The 17,361-nt window shown below is 71.8% G+C and carries 10 protein-coding genes and 4 tRNA genes; 4 read left to right on the forward strand and 10 right to left on the reverse strand.

Going from position 1 to position 17,361, the window contains the following annotated elements:
- Window positions 1–436: 436 nt before the first annotated feature.
- A complete protein-coding gene (locus tag ACZOOI_RS26645) occupies window positions 437–1,720 on the forward strand; it encodes a M28 family peptidase (RefSeq protein WP_465278224.1) in 1,284 nt (427 codons plus the stop codon).
- Between the two features lie 277 nt (window positions 1,721–1,997).
- Here the strand turns inward: ACZOOI_RS26645 and ACZOOI_RS26650 are convergent, their stop codons facing one another.
- The 7 genes from ACZOOI_RS26650 to ACZOOI_RS26680 all read right to left on the reverse strand — a co-directional run bounded on the left by ACZOOI_RS26650 (window position 1,998) and on the right by ACZOOI_RS26680 (window position 8,350).
- Window positions 1,998–4,361: an endonuclease/exonuclease/phosphatase family protein gene (locus tag ACZOOI_RS26650; RefSeq protein ID WP_465278225.1), complete on the reverse strand. Its 2,364-nt coding sequence runs from the start codon at window positions 4,359–4,361 to the stop codon at window positions 1,998–2,000.
- Between the two features lie 420 nt (window positions 4,362–4,781).
- Window positions 4,782–4,852, reverse strand: a tRNA-Cys gene (locus ACZOOI_RS26655).
- A gap of 92 nt (window positions 4,853–4,944) precedes the next feature.
- A tRNA-Cys gene (locus tag ACZOOI_RS26660) sits at window positions 4,945–5,015 on the reverse strand.
- An 88-nt stretch (window positions 5,016–5,103) separates the two neighbouring features.
- Window positions 5,104–5,174 (reverse strand) — tRNA-Cys (locus ACZOOI_RS26665).
- An 88-nt stretch (window positions 5,175–5,262) separates the two neighbouring features.
- Window positions 5,263–5,333, reverse strand: a tRNA-Cys gene (locus tag ACZOOI_RS26670).
- Window positions 5,334–5,555: 222 nt separating this feature from the next.
- Window positions 5,556–6,455, reverse strand: coding sequence for a glutathione S-transferase C-terminal domain-containing protein (locus tag ACZOOI_RS26675; protein WP_465278226.1), 900 nt, complete (start codon window positions 6,453–6,455; stop codon window positions 5,556–5,558).
- A complete protein-coding gene (locus ACZOOI_RS26680; RefSeq protein ID WP_465278227.1) occupies window positions 6,452–8,350 on the reverse strand; it encodes an FAD/NAD(P)-binding protein in 1,899 nt (632 codons plus the stop codon). The genes ACZOOI_RS26675 and ACZOOI_RS26680 overlap by 4 nt, the downstream gene beginning before the upstream one ends.
- A 1,291-nt stretch (window positions 8,351–9,641) precedes the next feature.
- Here ACZOOI_RS26680 and ssuE point away from each other — a divergent pair.
- From ssuE to ACZOOI_RS26695, 3 genes are all read left to right on the forward strand, one after another.
- A complete protein-coding gene (ssuE, locus tag ACZOOI_RS26685; protein ID WP_465278228.1) occupies window positions 9,642–10,301 on the forward strand; it encodes an NADPH-dependent FMN reductase in 660 nt (219 codons plus the stop codon).
- A gap of 72 nt (window positions 10,302–10,373) precedes the next feature.
- Complete coding sequence (locus ACZOOI_RS26690; protein WP_465278229.1) at window positions 10,374–11,501, forward strand: LLM class flavin-dependent oxidoreductase; 1,128 nt, start codon at window positions 10,374–10,376, stop codon at window positions 11,499–11,501.
- 13 nt (window positions 11,502–11,514) lie between these two features.
- A complete protein-coding gene (locus tag ACZOOI_RS26695) occupies window positions 11,515–12,996 on the forward strand; it encodes an NtaA/DmoA family FMN-dependent monooxygenase (protein WP_465278230.1) in 1,482 nt (493 codons plus the stop codon).
- Between the two features lie 57 nt (window positions 12,997–13,053).
- Here the strand turns inward: ACZOOI_RS26695 and ACZOOI_RS26700 are convergent, their stop codons facing one another.
- The 3 genes from ACZOOI_RS26700 to ACZOOI_RS26710 all read right to left on the reverse strand — a co-directional run bounded on the left by ACZOOI_RS26700 (window position 13,054) and on the right by ACZOOI_RS26710 (window position 17,342).
- Window positions 13,054–13,998 (reverse strand): glutathione S-transferase C-terminal domain-containing protein, encoded by a 945-nt coding sequence (locus ACZOOI_RS26700; protein ID WP_465278231.1) that lies wholly within the window; start codon window positions 13,996–13,998, stop codon window positions 13,054–13,056.
- Between the two features lie 603 nt (window positions 13,999–14,601).
- Window positions 14,602–15,657: an LLM class flavin-dependent oxidoreductase gene (locus ACZOOI_RS26705; RefSeq protein ID WP_465278232.1), complete on the reverse strand. Its 1,056-nt coding sequence runs from the start codon at window positions 15,655–15,657 to the stop codon at window positions 14,602–14,604.
- Entirely contained in the window at window positions 15,654–17,342 is a 1,689-nt protein-coding gene (locus ACZOOI_RS26710; RefSeq protein WP_465278233.1) for a dipeptide ABC transporter ATP-binding protein, read from the reverse strand. Before ACZOOI_RS26710 ends, ACZOOI_RS26705 begins: the two co-directional genes overlap by 4 nt.
- Window positions 17,343–17,361: the final 19 nt, after the last annotated feature.

A 17,361-nucleotide genomic window follows, 5' to 3' on the forward strand; every position in this document is an offset into this window, starting at 1 on the left:
TCGCCGTCCCGGGTGAACCACCCGAATAGAACCACGATGCGGGTGTTCCCCCGGTACGCCGATGCACGACACCGGACACCGCGGAGCCCGACGCGGATTGAAGACAGGCGTAGAGGCTGCGCCCGGCCCCAGCCCGCCACGCGCCGAGCCCAGCGCGCCCCGACCCCGCGCGCCCCGAGCAGACCGTGCCCCGGGCCGACCGTGGCTCCAACCCACGACGCGCCAAGCCCAACGCGCCCCGAAGCCAGCGCAGCCCGACCGCGCCCCCGGCCCACCGCCACGAGCCCAACGCACCCCGACCCCACCACCCAGGCCCACCGCCACGAGCCCGTCACTCCAGCCCACCACTCAAGCCCGACACCCCGACCCGACTCGCCGGTGACAAACGTGCTCGGCAGGGCGGACACAGTGCCGGTGGGCGTGGCATCGTGGCGAGATGACGAGTCGCGGGGGACACGACGCACACGACGACGCACACGATGACGCGCATCGGGGGAGCGGCCGTGCGAAGCGGTCGCGCCGACCGTCCGAGGCCGAACTGCGGGCCGTGATCGAGCCGTTGGCCCGGATCGAGCGGCTGCCCACCTCGGCCGGTGAGCGCGAGGCGGCGCAGCGGATCACGGAGATGTTGCGCGAACTCGGGGCCAAGGACGCCGTGGTCGAGGAGGAGCCGGCGTACGCCTCGTACGCCCGCCCGATCGGTACGCTCACCGCGATCGCGACGGTGGCCGGCCTGCTCGCCAAGCGTTCGCGGGTCGCGGCAACGCTCGTTGCCGCCGCCACCACCCTCGGCATCGCCGACGACATCTCCTATCGCGGCCAGTACGCCCGCCGCGCGCTCGGCGGTCGGCGGCGCAGCGCGTACAACGTGGTCGCCTCCGTCGGCGACCCGGACGCGGCGCGCACCCTCGTGGTGACGGCGCATCACGACGCGGCGCCCACGGGAGCGGTATTCGACGAGCGGGCCGCGCGCTGGGTGGCCACCCGCTACCCGCATCTGCTGGACAAGGCGAGCGAGAACCCGCCGCTGTGGTGGCCGGTGGTCGCCGGCCCCGCCCTGATCGCACTCGGCGCGGCCACCGGGTCCAAGGGCGTGCGCCGCGCCGGGGTCGGCCTCGCCGCGGCGAGTACGGCCGCGTTCACCCAGATCGGTCGCAGCCGCGCGGTCCCGGGCGCCAACGACAACCTGTCCGGGGTCGCCGTGCTGGTCGCGCTCGCCGCCACCCTGCGCGACGAACCCGTGGACGGCGTACGGGTGTTGCTCGTATCGGCCGGCGCCGAGGAGGCGCTCCAGGAGGGCATTCGGGGCTTCGCCCGCCGCCACTTTCCCGAACTCGACCGCGAACGCACGTGGTTCCTCAACGTGGACACGGTCGGATCCGGCAATTTGGTCCTGTTGGAGGCAGAGGGACCGCTGCGCATGGAGCCCTACGACGTTCCGTTCAACAACCTGCTCTCCGAATGCGCCACCCGCAACGACATCGCGGTACTGACCGGACTGCGCTCACGCAGCTCCACCGACGGCGTGGTGCCCAACCGGCACGGCTACCCGACGGCGACCCTGGTCTCGATCGACGCCCAGAAGCTGATCCCGCACTACCACCTGCACACCGACCTGCCCGAACACGTCGACTACGACTGCGTCGCCGACGCCTGCGCCCTCGCCGAGGCCGCCGCACGGGCTCTGGCTCAGGCCGAACCACCCACCACTAAAGGGTAGTTCGCAGCGAAGAACCGTCCCGACCGCCCCGACCGCCCCGACGCACCCGACCGCCCCGACCGACCCGATCGATCCGACCGACCTGCCCGCCCCGACCGACCCGACCGCCCTGACCCGCCCGTCCGACCTGCCCGACCCCACCCAAACTGCCCGACGACCTTCGCGCCCGACACCGAATCCGATGCCGGGCGCGAAGTGACGCTACGTCAAAACCGAGTCCGAGCCGAGACCGAAGTCAAGCCATGACCGAAGTCAAGGCCAAGATCGAGGTTCCCCCTCAGGCCCGCTCGATCAACTCCTCCCACAGCCGCTCCAGCAGATCCAGGAAGTCGTTGCCCGTACTCGGATGCACGCGCAGCACCTGCGGATCGTGATCGCTCGCCTGGTCCGCGAAGGCCGCGTTCACGTGCACGATGTCGTACTCGAAACGGCTGATCCGCGGGCTGGTCAGGATGTGGTCGAGCATCTGGCTGTTGCCGTTGAACACGTACCCCCAACGCTCGTTCGCGGGCAGCGTGTCGACCATCGTGCGCAGCGCCCCGCCGTCGGTAAGCGTCTTGAGCGTCGGCGAGAACGCGAAGTCGTTCAGGTCGCCGAGCACCACCAGGTTCGCCCTCGGGTCGGACTTCAGCAGTTCGTCCACGAAAGCGCGCAGCACCTTCGCCTGCGCCACCCGCTGCACCTCCGAACCACGCGTCGGCGGCTGGAATCGGCTGTCCAGTGCCTGGTCGCCGCCCTTGGAGGCGAAGTGGTTCGCGATCACGAACACCGTCTTGCCGCGGAAGCGGAACTCCGCCGCGAGCGGCTTGCGGCTGTTCTCCCACGCCGGATCCGCGGGGGAGACCCGGCCCGGGGACTGGGTCAGTTGGGTACGCCCCAGCCAGTCCTTGCGGACACCCACCGCGCTGGTGGAACCGCCGCCGGGACGGTCCACGAACTCGACGCGCGTAGCGTCGAACAGGAACGCGTTACGGATATTGCCGCCCGGCTGACCGCCGTCCTTGCCGTCGACCGGCTCGATCGAGCGCCACGAATAGGCCGGTCCACCGGCTGCCTTGATCGCCGCGACCAGCTTGTCCAGCGTCTGATCGGCCGCGACCACACCGTCGTTGGTCGGTCCGCTGTTGTCCTGGATCTCCTCCAGGGCCACCACGTCCGGCGTGGACAGGCTGGTGACGATGCCCTTCGCGAGCCGGTCGAACTTGGCCTGGGTGTCCTTGGGGGAGAGGTTCTCCACGTTGTACGTGGCGACCGCGAGTTCGCTGTTCTTCTGGTCCCGCGTCGTCTCCGGGGTCAGCGAGCCCTTGGCCACCTTGCCCAGCGTGGTCGCGGCCAGCGCGTACCCGCCGAACTGGTCGTACGTGAGCGGGCCGACGGTCTCGCCGGTGAGCGTGTCGCCGACGTTCGCCTGCGGGAACGGCTCCTGGGAGAACGGGATCAGCGAGGCGACCTTGAGCCGGCCGCCGTTTTGCGCGTCGTACCCGCTGTACAGCGTGCCGCCCTGCGCGGTCGGGTTCTGCGTCGGCTCCAAGGTGACCCACAACTCGCCGTGCGAGGTGCTCGGGCCGACCACGCGCGATGCGCCTACGCGCGTCAACTGGCCTTCGAGCGACTCGTACAGGTCCAGCGCATACTTCGTCGGCTCCAGCGCGAGCGCCTCGATCGACGGCGTCCCGGTGGGTGCGTACGCGTCCGGCAGGGTCGCCGCGTCGAGCAACACCGGTGCTGGCAACGCCTGGCCGGATGCGTCGATCACCCACGTGGCGCCGGTGACCTGGGTCAGCGACTGCCCGCCGATGGTCTCGCCGCCCGGGTAGAACTCCTCGACCTTGCCGGTCACCTTGACCGCGTCGCCGACCACGACCTGTGGGGTGACCGTGCCGGTGAACACGAACAGCCCCTCGGACGTGCGGGGATCATCGTCCGGACGGTTGTCCTGGAACCAGAAGCCGCGGGCGCTGCCGAAGCTGCGCACACCGGTCACCACGCCCGGCACGCCGGTCACCCGGGTGCCGTTCTTCGGTGATATCCGAGTGGTGCCCTGGATTTCGTGGATGCGCGCGTTGGTCGGCTCCGGCTCGCCCGGACCCGGGTCGGTCGGACCCTGTCCACGCGCGTTGAGCGGCGTCGGCGCGCCCGCCGCGAAGTCCGCTGCGTTGTCGTCGGTGTCCGCGAGCGACGAAGGCCGGGCCACCGAGGCCGAGTTCGACGCGCCGGACGCCGGGCTGCCCTCGCGGACCACCGCGTCGCCGTAACCCGCGACGTCCACGACTCGGCCGTCGGCCAGGCAGTCCGCCGCAGTCAGGCACGTGAGCGGCGTGGTGCCGCGGACCAGTGCGACGGTGCCGCCGGTGCCGGACATGTTGATCGCACCCTGCGCGTCCGGTGCGGGCAGCGCGAGGGTGCCGCCGGCGCCCTTGGCCTCGCCGATGAGGTACCGGCCGCCGGGCGCCACTGCGCCGGTCAGCGCGGTGACCTGCCAGGCCGAGGTCGGCTTGGGTGCGGCCGGGAGGTACTGCACGCTCCAACCGTCGACCGCGACGGCGGCCGAACCCTTGTTCGCCAACTCGATGAAGTCGTTGGTCAGGCTCGCGCCGCTGTTGCCGCCGCCGCCGTACACCTCGGCGAGCAACACGTCCACGGCGGGCGCCGCAACGGCGGGAGGGTGCGATGACGAGCGCGCCGCCGGCGAGGGCGCCGGCCACGGTCGTGGCCACGACACCGATCCGTCGCCGCCGCGTACTCGGCACGGATCGTCGTCGAGACGATTGCTGACGGAATGTCACCCAGGGCCTCCGAAAAGCGAAAGGGACAGGTTCGGGACATTCTCGGGACTACGGGTGAACGGCGTCCATCCTTTGGGCGGCCCGAAGGGGGCCAAGGCTCACCCGGCGCCCGAATCTTTTCCCCGGCGCCCACGCATCCCGCGCCCACGTATCTCCGCGCCCACGCATCTCGCGCCCACGTATCCCGCGCCCGCGCCCACGCGCAAGCGCCCCAGCGGGTGGGCGCGTACGGCCGGCATCGCCGTACGCGCCCACCCCGCCCCGCACCAACTCGGAGATGGAGGCGGGATTCGAACCCGCGTACACGGTTTTGCGGACCGCTGCCTCGCCTCTCGGCCACTCCATCGCATCCCACCATCCGCATCCCGCCCGCCGATCGACTCGGAGTCGGGAACTCCGAGCCGCCAGGCGACGGTTCGCGCTGCGCATCCCCCTTCGAGGTGGAGACGGGATTCGAACCCGCGTGAACGGCTTTGCAGGCCGTTGCCTCGCCTCTCGGCCACTCCACCCTGTCCTGCCGCGTCCCGCCGGCCGCTTCCGCGAGGCGTTGCCTGCCCCGCACGACGCGACCGGCGGTCCGCGTTACTTCCCCCTTCGAGGTGGAGACGGGATTCGAACCCGCGTGAACGGCTTTGCAGGCCGTTGCCTCGCCTCTCGGCCACTCCACCCTGTCCTGCCGCGTCCCGCCGGCCGCTTCCGCGAGGCGTTGCCTGCCCCGCACGACGCGACCGGCGGTCCGCGTTACTTCCCCCCTCGAGGTGGAGGCGGGATTCGAACCCGCGTACACGGTTTTGCGGACCGCTGCCTCGCCTCTCGGCCACTCCACCAAGCCGGGCCGGAAAGCCCGGTCGGTCCATCCATCCGCTCGTGTTCGGCGGTACGTCCCTGCCCCCCGCGGGGATGCGCCGCGGGCTCCCTCCGCCCGGCGGCGCACCCCCAGATCCGGTCCCGCACCTCGGGATCCCCGGCGCGCACACGCGTCCCAACGTGCGGCGCATCCCGCAGGACCGACGCCGACCCGACCCCGCGTCGGATCGGCGGGCCGAGGATCAGCCGAGCGCCGCCCGGTCCTGCGGCGCCGCCCACTGCTCTGCGGTCGGGGAGGCCGGCGACTCGGGGAACCGACGCAGCCGGTTCTCCGCCTGCACCGCGAGATCGGTGGTCTCGCGGAACTCCGGCCGCGAGTACAGGTCTCGCGCGTACGCCCACAGGTTGGGGTAGTCCACCAGGGTGCGACCGTCCTGGGTGATCGCGGCCCGGTAGGTCTGCGGGAAACGCAGCAGCTTCACCCAGAACCGGATGTCCGAGATGGTCAGCCGATCCCCGAACAGGTAGCGCTTGTCGGCCAGATGCGCATCCGAGCGCTCCAGCGTATTGATCGTCTCGCCCTCCTCCGACGTCCACAGGCCGCCCTTGCGCGCGGCGGTCGCGAAGTCCGTGTCGGTGATGTCGATCGCCTCGCGCAGGTCCTCGGGATACAGGTCCGGTGCGTGCTCGCCGACCGCTTCGGCAAAGCTCGTGGCCAGGTTGTTCGCGATGGCGTCGAACGCGTTCGACACGATGCGACCGCCGGACCGATCCCACAGGGTCGGCACCGAAATGTGCCCCGCGTACCCCGCTTCCGTCGCCTCGTACGCCTCCCGCAGCAGGGTGAACCCGTTCACCGGGTCCGGGCCGAATCGCTCCCGGAACGCCCAGCCCCGGGCGTCGCGTTCCTCGTCCACATACGAGGCGCCGACGATTTCGGTGAGACCGCGCGCATGTCGCACGATCGCCGTGATGTGCGCCCACGGGCAGCCGTGCGACAGATACAGGTGGTATCGCCCGGCCTCCTCCGGGAATTCGGGGTCACCGATCAGACCGGTGAACGGGTACTGCGGATCGGTGACGGCATACGGACCGTACGTGTCGACGTCGACGGGGCTCGCGTAGCCGAGCTGAGTGGTCACCGGGTGGCTCCTGTCACAAGTTCCAGCCGATCGAGAGCACGATCGGCAGCGGGCGCCATGTCCCGCAGATGATCCAACACGCCCCGAACCAACGCATCGTTGACCCGGAACGCGGGCGCGTCGAAGCGGGGCCGGGAGAACCCCGCGCTCCCGGCGCCGCCCGCCACACCGTGACCGACCGCGAACCGGCTCGGATGCGCTGCGCCGTGCACGTCCAGCACCCGACGGTCGCCCGGACGCGAGTTCAGCCGTCCCGCCGAATCCGTGCCCGCCTCGCCGCGCGCGGCCAGCCGACGCAACAGCGCGTCCCGGGTGCGCTCCAGCGACGGATCGGGCAGCCGGGCCTCCACCAGCGCGCGGGCACGCACCCGTACGCCCGGCAGACTCGGACTGCTCGCCCGCCAGTCGCCCGTGTCGTCGTCGCCGACTATCTCGACGTCCTCACCGAGGAAACGGATCACCCCGGCCCGCGCCAACGCGAGCAACTCCTCCAGGCGCGGCCCCGGCGGCCCACTGGCCAGGTAGCTGAAGAAGCCCAACAGCCGGGCCGGGTCCGGAACCGGATCACCCGCGTCCTGAAGCCGAAGCACCACCCCGTACACGCTCAACAGCGCGTGTATCACCGCCAGATCCTGGCTGTACGCGGGATCGTGCCGGCGAGTCAGGTCGGCCTCGATGTGGGCGTGCATCCACTCCTGGAGCGCGTCCTGGTCGGCGAACGGCCGCCCCTGCACCGGCCGGTCCAACAGCGCCCGATCGAACCGGTCGGCCGGATCCGGCACCGCGCGTGCGACCAACTCACTCGGATCGGCCGCCTCCGTGAACTCCGCGTCGAACTCGGCCCATTCCATCGTGGTGCGCTCGCGGTGCGCGGTGAACAGCCGGTGATAGTGGGCACCGGCCAACTCCTTGCCGATCAACGGCCAGACATCCGCCGCCGCACGCGCCGCCTCGACCGTGAAGTGCCTTGGCAGCGGCGGCCGTTCCCCCGACCACGGGTACCCCGTCTTGGAGCGGTAGGGCACCCCGCGGCGCGAGGCCGCCAGCAGCAGCGGCTCGCGCCCGGAGGCCCGATAGCGCAGCACCCCCGCCGCGTCCCGCTCGAACGTGCCACCGCGGCCGTGGCTCAACCGCACCATCAGGTCGACGAACGCCAACCCGATACCGCGCACCAACACCGGCTCGCCCGGGCGCAGCACATCCAGATCCAGGTCTGCGGTGTACCCGGTCGGGATGTACGCGAGCCCGTGCCGGCGGGCGAACCTGATCTGCTCGCGTTCCTTCGGTGTCGGCTCGGCGTCCAGGTGCCCCTGGGCCAGAATCACCGCGTCCACCTGGAGCGGTGGCCGCCGCCCGGCCAACTGCACCCGCTGCCGGCGCGGCCCGTCGGTGATGTCCACGACCGTCGTCTGATGCACGATCACCCGCACGTTGGCCGGCGCCCCTTCGACGGCAGTGCGGAAGAACCAGGCCAGATAGGTGCTGAGCAACGGCCGGGACGGGAACGAGGTCGGCCCACACGCAGCCAACTCCGCCGCAAACGGCTCCAGTTCGGCGTCGCCCCGACCCTCGCGCAACTCGTCGGCGCGCGCCGCGGCCCACTCGGCCAGCGAGGGCCCCGGCCGGATCGGCCCCTCGATCGTGGACACCTCGTCGGTGAACAGCGTGATGTCGGCCGCCGAGGAGTTCGCCCACAGCAGCGACGACTGGGCCCGCCGCCACACCCGACCCGCACCCGGCGGGTAGGGGTCGACGACGTGTACGTGCAGCGGACGGTCACCGAGCAACTCGGGCACGTTGGCCAGGAGGCGTTCGAGGACGGACGCGCCGCCGGGTCCCGCGCCGACGATGCAGACGGCGACGGGGCGGAAGCGGCCGGACGGATGGTCGGGCATGGCTCTCCCCTCATGGGGGTACGGCGGAAAACGCGAACCGATCACCCGGCGTCCGGATACGAAACGCATGCGGACACCGATACCGATACGGATACGGATACGGATACGCCGAGATGGTGGTTCAGCGGGTGGAAAGGGCCTTACGCCACAAGGCCGGGTGCGCGATCCGGACGGACGTCCGGGATTCCCCGGTGCGCGGGCCGACGCGGAAAACCGGATCGACGTGCGGAACCAGGGGGCGCGGCGGCGAGGTCAGCCGCGGGTACGACACAGCCCGCCGGCCACACGACACAGGTCGATGGGGCGGCACGACACGAGGAAGAGGTCGGGGCTCACGACGACGACGCTACGGAGCCGCCTGACGAGTTGTCAACGTCGAACCGACACGATCGTCTTCGCGCAATTGACCGAGCACCGCCCGGCGGGTTAAGTTCCGGAACATCTCGCCGTGGCGCTCCGCCACGGCCCAGCGAGGGGATCCCGGTGGCGCAGCACGCGCGACACAGCGACGGGGCGGCCATGTCCGCCGCCGGTTGGCTGCTGTCCGCCCGCCTCCACATCGACCTCGGCCGCGTCACCAGCGCCGCCTGTTGTAGCTGACCCAAGCGCGCGGCCCAGGCCGCGCCGTCGGCGTTCCCTCGATCGGGGCCGAACCACCGAGCCCGGCCGGCCACGCCACGCGTACCCGGTACGTCACCGCACCCGGACCGACCGTTCGCCGACTGCCTGCCGCACCCGACCGCGAAGTCGGTGGGAGCGATCTCCCGTCGAACGGGCTCCCCTCGAACGACCCGATCACCACCGCCCGATCGCCGTGTGCGGCCCTCCATCGGCATGAAGTTGCCGACGGGATCGAAGGATCGACGGGATCGACGGGACCGAGGAGATCGAGGAGATCGAGGAGAGCCGACGACGGCGAGGAGGAGACCTCCCGTCGAAGTCGCCTCCGTTCGCGGCCGATCACCCCGGCAACCCCGCGCTACACGCAAACCACACCACCCACCGGCGCCATCGGCCCACTCGGCACTACCAGACCGTCACCGACGGCACCACCCCTAGGCAGCCCTTGAACAACCCCTGATCACTTCACCGAAACCCCCAATCGAACCCACGGAAACCCCAATAGATCCCGCACGAACCCCAGTAGAGCCGGCCGAAACCCCAGAAGAGCCCGCGAAGAACCCCAGCAGAACCCGACGCATCCGCAGAACCGGCAGAACGCAGCACCACCCGCACCACCCGCAGAACCCGCAGAACCACCACCCGAGCCACCCCCGAACCGAGGTAACCCATGGCAACCGTCCTGACCGTATGGGGCAGCCCCTCCGCGACCTCCCGCACCGGCGTCGTCGCCCGCCACGTTGCCGCCCGGTTGGCCGCCGACGGACACGACGTATCCACCCTCGCCGTGCGCGACCTGCCCGCGCAGGCGCTGCTGCACGCCGACTTCGCCGATCCCGACCTGCGCGCCGCACTGGCCCGGGTCGCCGAGGCCGACGCCCTGGTGATCGCCAGCCCGGTGTACAAGGCCGCCTACAGCGGCGTGCTCAAGACATTCCTGGACGTGCTCCCGCAGTTCGCGCTGCGCGGCAAGGAGATCCTGCCGGTGCTCACCGGCGGCACCCCCGCGCACGTCCTGGCCCTCGACTACGCGCTGCGCCCGGTGCTCACCTCGCTCGGCGCCGACCACGTCGCACAGGGCTGGTTCGTCCACGAGCGGTTCGTCTCCGTCGAAGGCGGGATCGAAGCCCAGGCCGGAATCGATGCCCAGGTCGGAATCGAAGCGCAGGGCGGGATCAAGGCCCAGAGCGGGATCAAAGCCCAGAGCGGGATCGACCCCCAGGTCGGCATCAAGGCCCTGGGCGGGATCGAAGCCGAAGGCATCGCGCCGCTGGAGGAACTCGCCGACGCGTTCTCCGCCCGGCTACGTCGCCTCGCCGCCGTCGCCTGACCCGCGCCGGTCGGCGCACCCGCCCGCCGACCGGGCCGGGGGCCGACCCACCCGTACGACAAGGGAGTTCGCATGACCACCGGCCACCTCCACCTCGGTGTCGCGCTCGACGGCGCCGGCCGCCACCCCGCCGCGTGGCGCTCGCCGCACGCCCGCCCCGCCCAGTTGTTCGATCCGCGCTACTGGGTCGAGCTGGCCCGCACCGCCGAACGCGGCCTGCTCGACTTCATCCGACTCGACGACTCGCTCGGCCCACCGTCCGCCCGGATACCGGGCCGCCTCGACGCGGTCTCGGTGGCCGCCCGGCTCGCCCCGGCGACCGGCTCGATCGGCCTGATCCCGGCCGCGACCACCACCCACACCGAGCCGTTCCACGTATCCACCTCGATCGCCACCCTCGACCACGTCAGCCGAGGCCGCGCCGGCTGGTGGCCGCAGCCCTCCCGTACCGCCGCCGAGGCCCGTCACTTCGGCCGCAAACCGGTCGCCCCCGCCGGTGAACTCACCGACGAACAGGCCGAATTCGTGGACGTGGTCGGCCGGCTGTGGGACAGCTGGGAAGACGACGCGGTCATCCGCGACGTGGCCACGAGCCGGTTCCTGGACCGGAACAAGCTGCACTACGTGGACTTCGAGGGCACCTACTTCGACGTCCGCGGCCCCTCCATCACGCCGCGCCCGCCGCAGGGCCGGCCGGTGATCGGGATCACCGTGGACGGCCCCGACACGCTGGAGATCGCCGCCCGCTTCGCCGACGTGCTCTTCGTCGACGCGTCCGGGCCGGACGAGGCCCGCCGACTGCGCGAGCGCGCGCACGCCATCGCCGAGGGCAACGACCGCGACCCCGGTGAACTGCGGGTACTCGCCGAGATCACCGTGTACCTGGCCGGCACCGACTCGGACGCGCGTCGCGAACGCAGCTTCCTGGACGCACAGTCCGACGTGCCCGTCCCCGGCGGGCTCGGCTTCACCGGCACCCCCGAGGCCCTCGCGGACCGCCTGGCCGGCTGGTACGTCGGCGGCGCGGTGGACGGCTTCACGCTGATCCCGGGCGTACTGCCCTACGACCTCGACCGGATCGTCGAGGACCTGGTGCCGATCCTGCGCGAACGCGGCCTGGCCCGAGAGGCGTACACCGCCGACACCCTGCGCGGACACCTCGGCCTGTCGCTGCCCGCCAACCGCTACGCCCGGACCTGAGGAGAGGCCACCGATGCCCCGACCCGGCAACCCCCAGCCGCCCCGCAACCACCGACGTGGCAACCCGTCCCGCAGCCCGCACCCCGGCGGCCCGCACCCCGGCAGCCCCCCATCCCGTGCCCCCGGGCAGCACCGCACCCGCATCCACCTCGCCGCGCACTTCCCCGGCGTCAACAGCACCACCGTGTGGAGCGATCCACGCTCGGGCAGCCAGATCGACTTCGACTCCTTCGAGCACCTCGCGCGCACCGCCGAGCGCGGCAGGTTCGACTTCTTCTTCCTCGCGGAGGGACAGCGCCTGCGCGAACACCACGGCCGCATCTTCGAATTGGACGTCGCCGGCCGCCCGGACGCTCTCACCGTGCTGGCCGCGCTGTCCGCGGTCACCGACCGGATCGGACTGGCCGCAACCGCCACCGCCACCTACAACGAGCCGTACGAACTCGCCCGCAAGATCGCCTCGCTGGACCACCTCAGCGCCGGCCGCGCGGCCTGGAACGTGGTCACCTCACCGGACGCCTGGACCGGGGAAAACTTCCGCCGCGGCGGCTTCCTCCCGCGCGAGGAACGCTACGAGCGGGCCATCGAGTTCGTCGAGGCGGCCCGCACGCTGTGGGACAGCTGGGCCCCGGACGCGCACGTAGCAGACGCCGAGAAGGGCGTGTTCGCCGCGCCCGACGCGGGTCGATTCGACTACCACGGACGGCACTTCGCCATCGAGGGCCGCTTCACCGTGCCGCGCGGCCCGCAGGGGCGGCCGGTGCTGATCCAGGCCGGCGACTCCGAGGACGGCCGCGAATTCGGCGCCGCGCACGCGGACGTGATCTTCTCCCGGCACGCCGAATACGACGCCGGGCGGGCCTTCTACGCGGACATGAAGGGCCGCGCGGCCCGGCACGGGCGCAGTCCGGACGAGCTGAGGATCCTGCCCGCGGTCACCGCGGTGATCGGCACGACCGCCGAGGAGGCCCGGGAAAAGGCCGCCTGGATCCGTCGACAGCAGGTCAGCCCACAGAACGCGATCCAGTTCGTCGAACAGGTGTGGGGCCGAGACCTGTCCGACCTGGACCCGGACGGCCCGCTCCCGGACTTCGACCCGATCACCGACGGCACCTCGATCGCCCGGGGCCGGGTCCGCACCGGCGGAGACCCGCTGGAACTGGCCCGCACCTGGCGCGAACTCGCGGCGGCCAAGGGCGGCCTGAGCCTGCGCGAGGTGGTCGTGGAGGTGTCCGCCCGACAGACGTTCATCGGCACCGCCGAACACGTCGCCGACCGGATGGAGGTGCACGTGCGCGACGGCGCGAGCGACGGCTTCATCCTGGTCCCGCACCTGACCCCGAACGGCCTGGACGAGTTCGTCGACCAGGTGGTGCCGATCCTCCAGGAACGCGGCGTCTTCCGCAGCGAATACGAGGGCACCACCCTGCGCGAACACCTGCACCTGCCGGCGCCGCGCCCGGCCGGCGCACACCGCACCGACGTGGCGGTGTGAGCGCCGAACACCGGAGCGTGCGTGCACTCTCGGCCCCACACCGCCGCGCCGGCCGGATCAGCTCCAGTCGTTGAGCGCGATCGAGACCCCCGACGCCGCCGGGCCACGACAGTGGCTCCGGTGGTTTCGGGCGATGTGGTCCAGACGCAGATTGTCGCGGAACGCCGGGATGCGATTCAACCGCCGCGCGTACGCCCACAGATGCGGATGCGCCGCGAGCCGGTGCACGTCCTGGGCGTCCAAGTGCCGCTTGTGCACCGCGTCCAGGTGCACGAGCGTGGTCCACAACTGCACGTCCGCCGCAGTGAGCGTGTCACCGAGAAGGAACGGCCGGGCCGCGAGCCGCCGTTCGGCCACCGCCAGGGTCGCCGTGACGATGCCCATCGCCTCGGCCCGCCGCGGGCCCGCCGACGCCCGCCCGGCCCGCTGCGCGGCGTCGGTGACATCCTCTTCGAACAGGGTGTCCAACGCGCACAGTTCCTCCTCCCGCTCCGCCGGGTACAACGCGTGGCCGGTGCCGAACCCGGTCGCCAGGTCGCGCAGGATGTGCGGCGCATGGTTGCTGACGATGCGTCCGCTCCACCGATCCCACAACACCGGCACACTCACCGGGCCGTCGTAGTGGTACTCGGTCGCCTCGTACGCCTCGCGCAGGAACGCGAACCCGCCGTTGGGGTCCAGGCCGTGGCCGTCCCCGTCCCGAAACGCCCAGCCGCGCCCGTCCCGGACCGGATCCACCAACGACGTGCCCACCACCTCGCCCAGCCCCGCGAGGTCGCGCGTGATGGCCACCCGCAGCGAACGCGGGCAGGCCAGGCACAGGTAGAGGTGGTAGCGGTTGGCCTCGGCACGGAAACCGGCGCCGATCCGGCCGCGGAAGCGCTGCATCGGCGGGCGGATGGTCTCCAGGCCCGGCAGCGGGGACCCGGAGTGGCGGACGCGGTAGCGCCCGTGGGTGCGGAAGTCGATCGGTCCGGCGGCCTTCGGGGGTGTTGTGGACATACGGGTCTCCCTCGCGCAGGTCATGAGTGTGGCAACGGTCGAGGCGGCACGGCACGGCGCGATCCGACCCCAATGCGGGCGGACCGGTGGCGTGGAACTCAGACCGAGCGACAACTCGCGCTGCACACGCGCAGGAAGTCGATGTGTCGGCGAATCAGGAGATGGACGGCGATCAGGACCCGCGCCCTCGGCAGTCCCGGGCGGGGGCCCGCGTGACACACGCAGCCGTCCATGGCTCGGATTATTCGCGCTCCGGACACGTCCCCGCAAGAGCCTTGCCCCGATCCGCGCACCCCACCGACCGACCCGAACCGGACTCGACCGACCGACTCCGGCGGAGAAGCCCCGACCAACCGGACGTGACCAACCGGACGTGACCGCCCGGACCCGACCGCCCTGACTCGACACCCGCCGCCGTCCACACCCGACCCGGCCCGACCCCCGACCCGCCCCCCGACCCGTCCGGACCCCACCACACCCGCCCGACCCGGCAGGGCCCCGCCCACCCGGCCGAGATACTCGCCGACCCGGCCGGAGACACCCACCGACCGCCGAGATCGCCGCGCTCCCGCCCGCCCCCAACCCCCGCTTCCAGCGACGAGTTCAGGCCACCTGCTCCCAAACCCGCGACGGGAGCGCGGCCCGCAGCACCGGTGCCACCTCGCCCGCGAACAACTCCAGGACCGCCCGCCGCTCCGCACGGTCGAGCTCCTCCGTCCCGATCGCCTGCACCTGGTGCCCGTAGGCCGCGTGGTAGCGCCCGATCTTGTCCACGATCTGCGCCGGACTGCCCACCAGTGCCGGGCCGTTGGCGATGTTGTCCTCCAGCGACGTGAACGGCGAGCGATTGTGCCGCGCCGCAGCCGACCCGGCGAACGCGTCGTAGTAGGGCCGATACCGCGCCAGCGCCTCCTGCGACGTGGGCGCCACGTAGCAGCCACCCGCGCCCGAGCCCACCACCGCGTCCGCCGGGTCGCGCCCGTACGCCGCCCAGCGCTCGCGATAGTGCTCGATCAGGTCGGCGTACTTGGCCATCGGATGGAAGCCGTTCGCGGTGAACAGCGGATCGCCCCACTTCGCCGCCAACTCCGTGGACGCCCGGCTGGTCGCGCTGCCGTGCCAGATCACCGGAGGCCGCCCCCGCGGCCGCGGGAACGGCCGCGGATGGGTCGTCACCTCGTGCAGCGGACTGCGAAAACGCCCGGACCAGGTGACCTTCTCCTCGCTCCACAACCGGCGCAGCAGCTCGAACTTCTCCTCCTGCAACTCCCACTGGTCGTCCTCGGAGAGCCCGAACAACCCGAAGTGCCGCGGATCGTTGCCCTTGCCGACCATCAGATCCAGCCGGCCCCGGGACAACTGGTCCAGCGTCGCGTAGTCCTCGGCGACCCGGACCGGATCCAGCACGCTGATCACCGTCAGCGTGGTCAACAGCCGAATGCGCGAGGTGCGCTGCGCGACCGCCGCCAGGATCACCGGCGGCGCCGAGGACAGGAACGGCTCACCGTGCCGCTCACCCACCCCGAACGCATCGAAACCCAACTCCTCGGCCAACGCCGCCGTTTCGACAAGCTCCGCCAACTGCTCGTGCGCCGGCGCGCGCCGCCCGGTGATCGCATGCGGGGCGTTGGCGCCCAGGGTGAACACCGCGAACCTCATGACACCGCTCCCAACGGTTGCGGGCGCCGACGCCCGGGGATGGCCGCGATCAGCTCGCGCGTGTACGGGTGCGTGGGCGTCGAGAGCACCTGCTCGCAACCGCCCTTCTCGACCAGCCGACCGGCCTTCATCACACCCACCCGATCGGCGATTTGGCGCACCACCGCCAAGTCGTGCGAAATGAACAGGTAACCAACCCCCAACTCGTCCTGGAGCCGGCTCAGCAACTCCAGGATCTGCGCCTGGACCGAGACGTCCAGCGCGGACACCGGCTCGTCGCACACCACCAGATCCGGCTCCAGCGCCAACGCCCGCGCGATCGCCACCCGTTGCCGCTGCCCACCGGACAACTCCGCCGGTTTGCGGCGCAGCACACCCTCCGGCAGCGCCACCTGATCGATCAACGCCGCCGCCCGGGCCCGCTGCTGCGCCCGGCTGCCGACCCGGTACGCGCGCAGCGGCTCCTCGACGATCTCGGACACCGTGAAGCGCGGATCCAGCGAGGCGTAGGGGTTCTGGTAGATCAACTGCATGCGCCGGCGCAGGGCGCGCAACTCGCCGCGCCCGGGTCGGGTCGCCTCCCGCCCCTCGATCAGGATCCGGCCCGCGCTGGGCGCCTCCAAGCCCAGGATCATCCGCACCGTGGTCGACTTGCCCGAACCGGACTCGCCGACCAGCGCGAACGTCTCACCGCGGCGCACCGTGAACGAGACGTCGTCCACCGCGCGCAGCGTGCGCGCACCCCCCTTGGTCTTCGGCAGCGCGAACTCCTTGACCAGCCCGGTCACGGTGAGCAACGGCTCGGCTCGCGGCACCGGTTCACGCACCGGGCGCGGCCGCGCCCGACGCTTGGCAAGGCTCGGCGCGGCGGCGATCAGCCGGCGGGTGTACGGGTGTTCGGGATCACTCAGGATCCGCGCCGCAGGCCCCTGCTCGACCACCATGCCCCGGGACATCACCACCACCCGCGCGGCGCGGTCGGCGGCCACGCCCAGGTCGTGGGTGATCAGCAACATCGCGGTGCCGTGCGCGTGGGTGAGCTCGTCGATGTGGTCCAGGATCCGCCGCTGCACGGTGACGTCGAGCGCACTGGTGGGCTCGTCCGCGATGACCAGCCGGGGCCGGCAGGCCAGCGCGATCGCGATCAACACCCGCTGCCGCATGCCGCCGGACAACTCGTGCGGGAACTGCCGCGCTCGGGTGGCGGGTTCGGACAGGCCCGCCTCGCCGAGCGCGGCCACCGCACGCTCGGCCGCCTCCTTGCCGCCCGCCAGGCCGTGCACGATCAGCGCCTCGGCCACCTGATCGCCGATCCGCCGCACCGGGTTGAGCGAAAGCATCGGATCCTGCGGGATCAACCCGATCGACCGACCGCGCACCTCGCGCAGGTCACGCTCACCCAGCGTCAGCAGATCACGGCCCTCGAACAACACCCGCCCCGCGCCGACCCGGCCACCGGTCGGCAACAAACCCACGATCGCATGCGCGGTGGTGCTCTTGCCCGAGCCCGACTCGCCCACCACGGCCACCACTTCGCCCGCGTTCACGGTCAGGTCCGCGGCGGTCACCGCGTCCACCGGCCCGCTCGAGGTCCGATAGGACACCCGCAGCCCCCGGATGTCCAACAACGGGGCGCCCGCGGCCTCCACCACCGACAACGCGCCCGCCACCCGGCCGGCGCCCACCGGCCCGGCTTCGCCTCCG

It is taken from the genome of Embleya sp. L77 (genome assembly GCF_055557415.1).

What these genes read in the sequence shown, in the direction of transcription:
- ACZOOI_RS26645 (WP_465278224.1), top strand. Translation starts at nt 437, where the DNA reads ATGACGAGTCGCGGGGGACACGACGCACACGACGACGCACACGATGAC.
- ACZOOI_RS26700 (WP_465278231.1), bottom strand. Translation starts at nt 13,998, where the DNA reads ATGTCCACAACACCCCCGAAGGCCGCCGGACCGATCGACTTCCGCACC.
- ACZOOI_RS26695 (WP_465278230.1), top strand. Translation starts at nt 11,515, where the DNA reads ATGCCCCGACCCGGCAACCCCCAGCCGCCCCGCAACCACCGACGTGGC.
- ACZOOI_RS26680 (WP_465278227.1), bottom strand. Translation starts at nt 8,350, where the DNA reads ATGCCCGACCATCCGTCCGGCCGCTTCCGCCCCGTCGCCGTCTGCATC.
- ACZOOI_RS26690 (WP_465278229.1), top strand. Translation starts at nt 10,374, where the DNA reads ATGACCACCGGCCACCTCCACCTCGGTGTCGCGCTCGACGGCGCCGGC.
- ssuE (WP_465278228.1), top strand. Translation starts at nt 9,642, where the DNA reads ATGGCAACCGTCCTGACCGTATGGGGCAGCCCCTCCGCGACCTCCCGC.
- ACZOOI_RS26705 (WP_465278232.1), bottom strand. Translation starts at nt 15,657, where the DNA reads ATGAGGTTCGCGGTGTTCACCCTGGGCGCCAACGCCCCGCATGCGATC.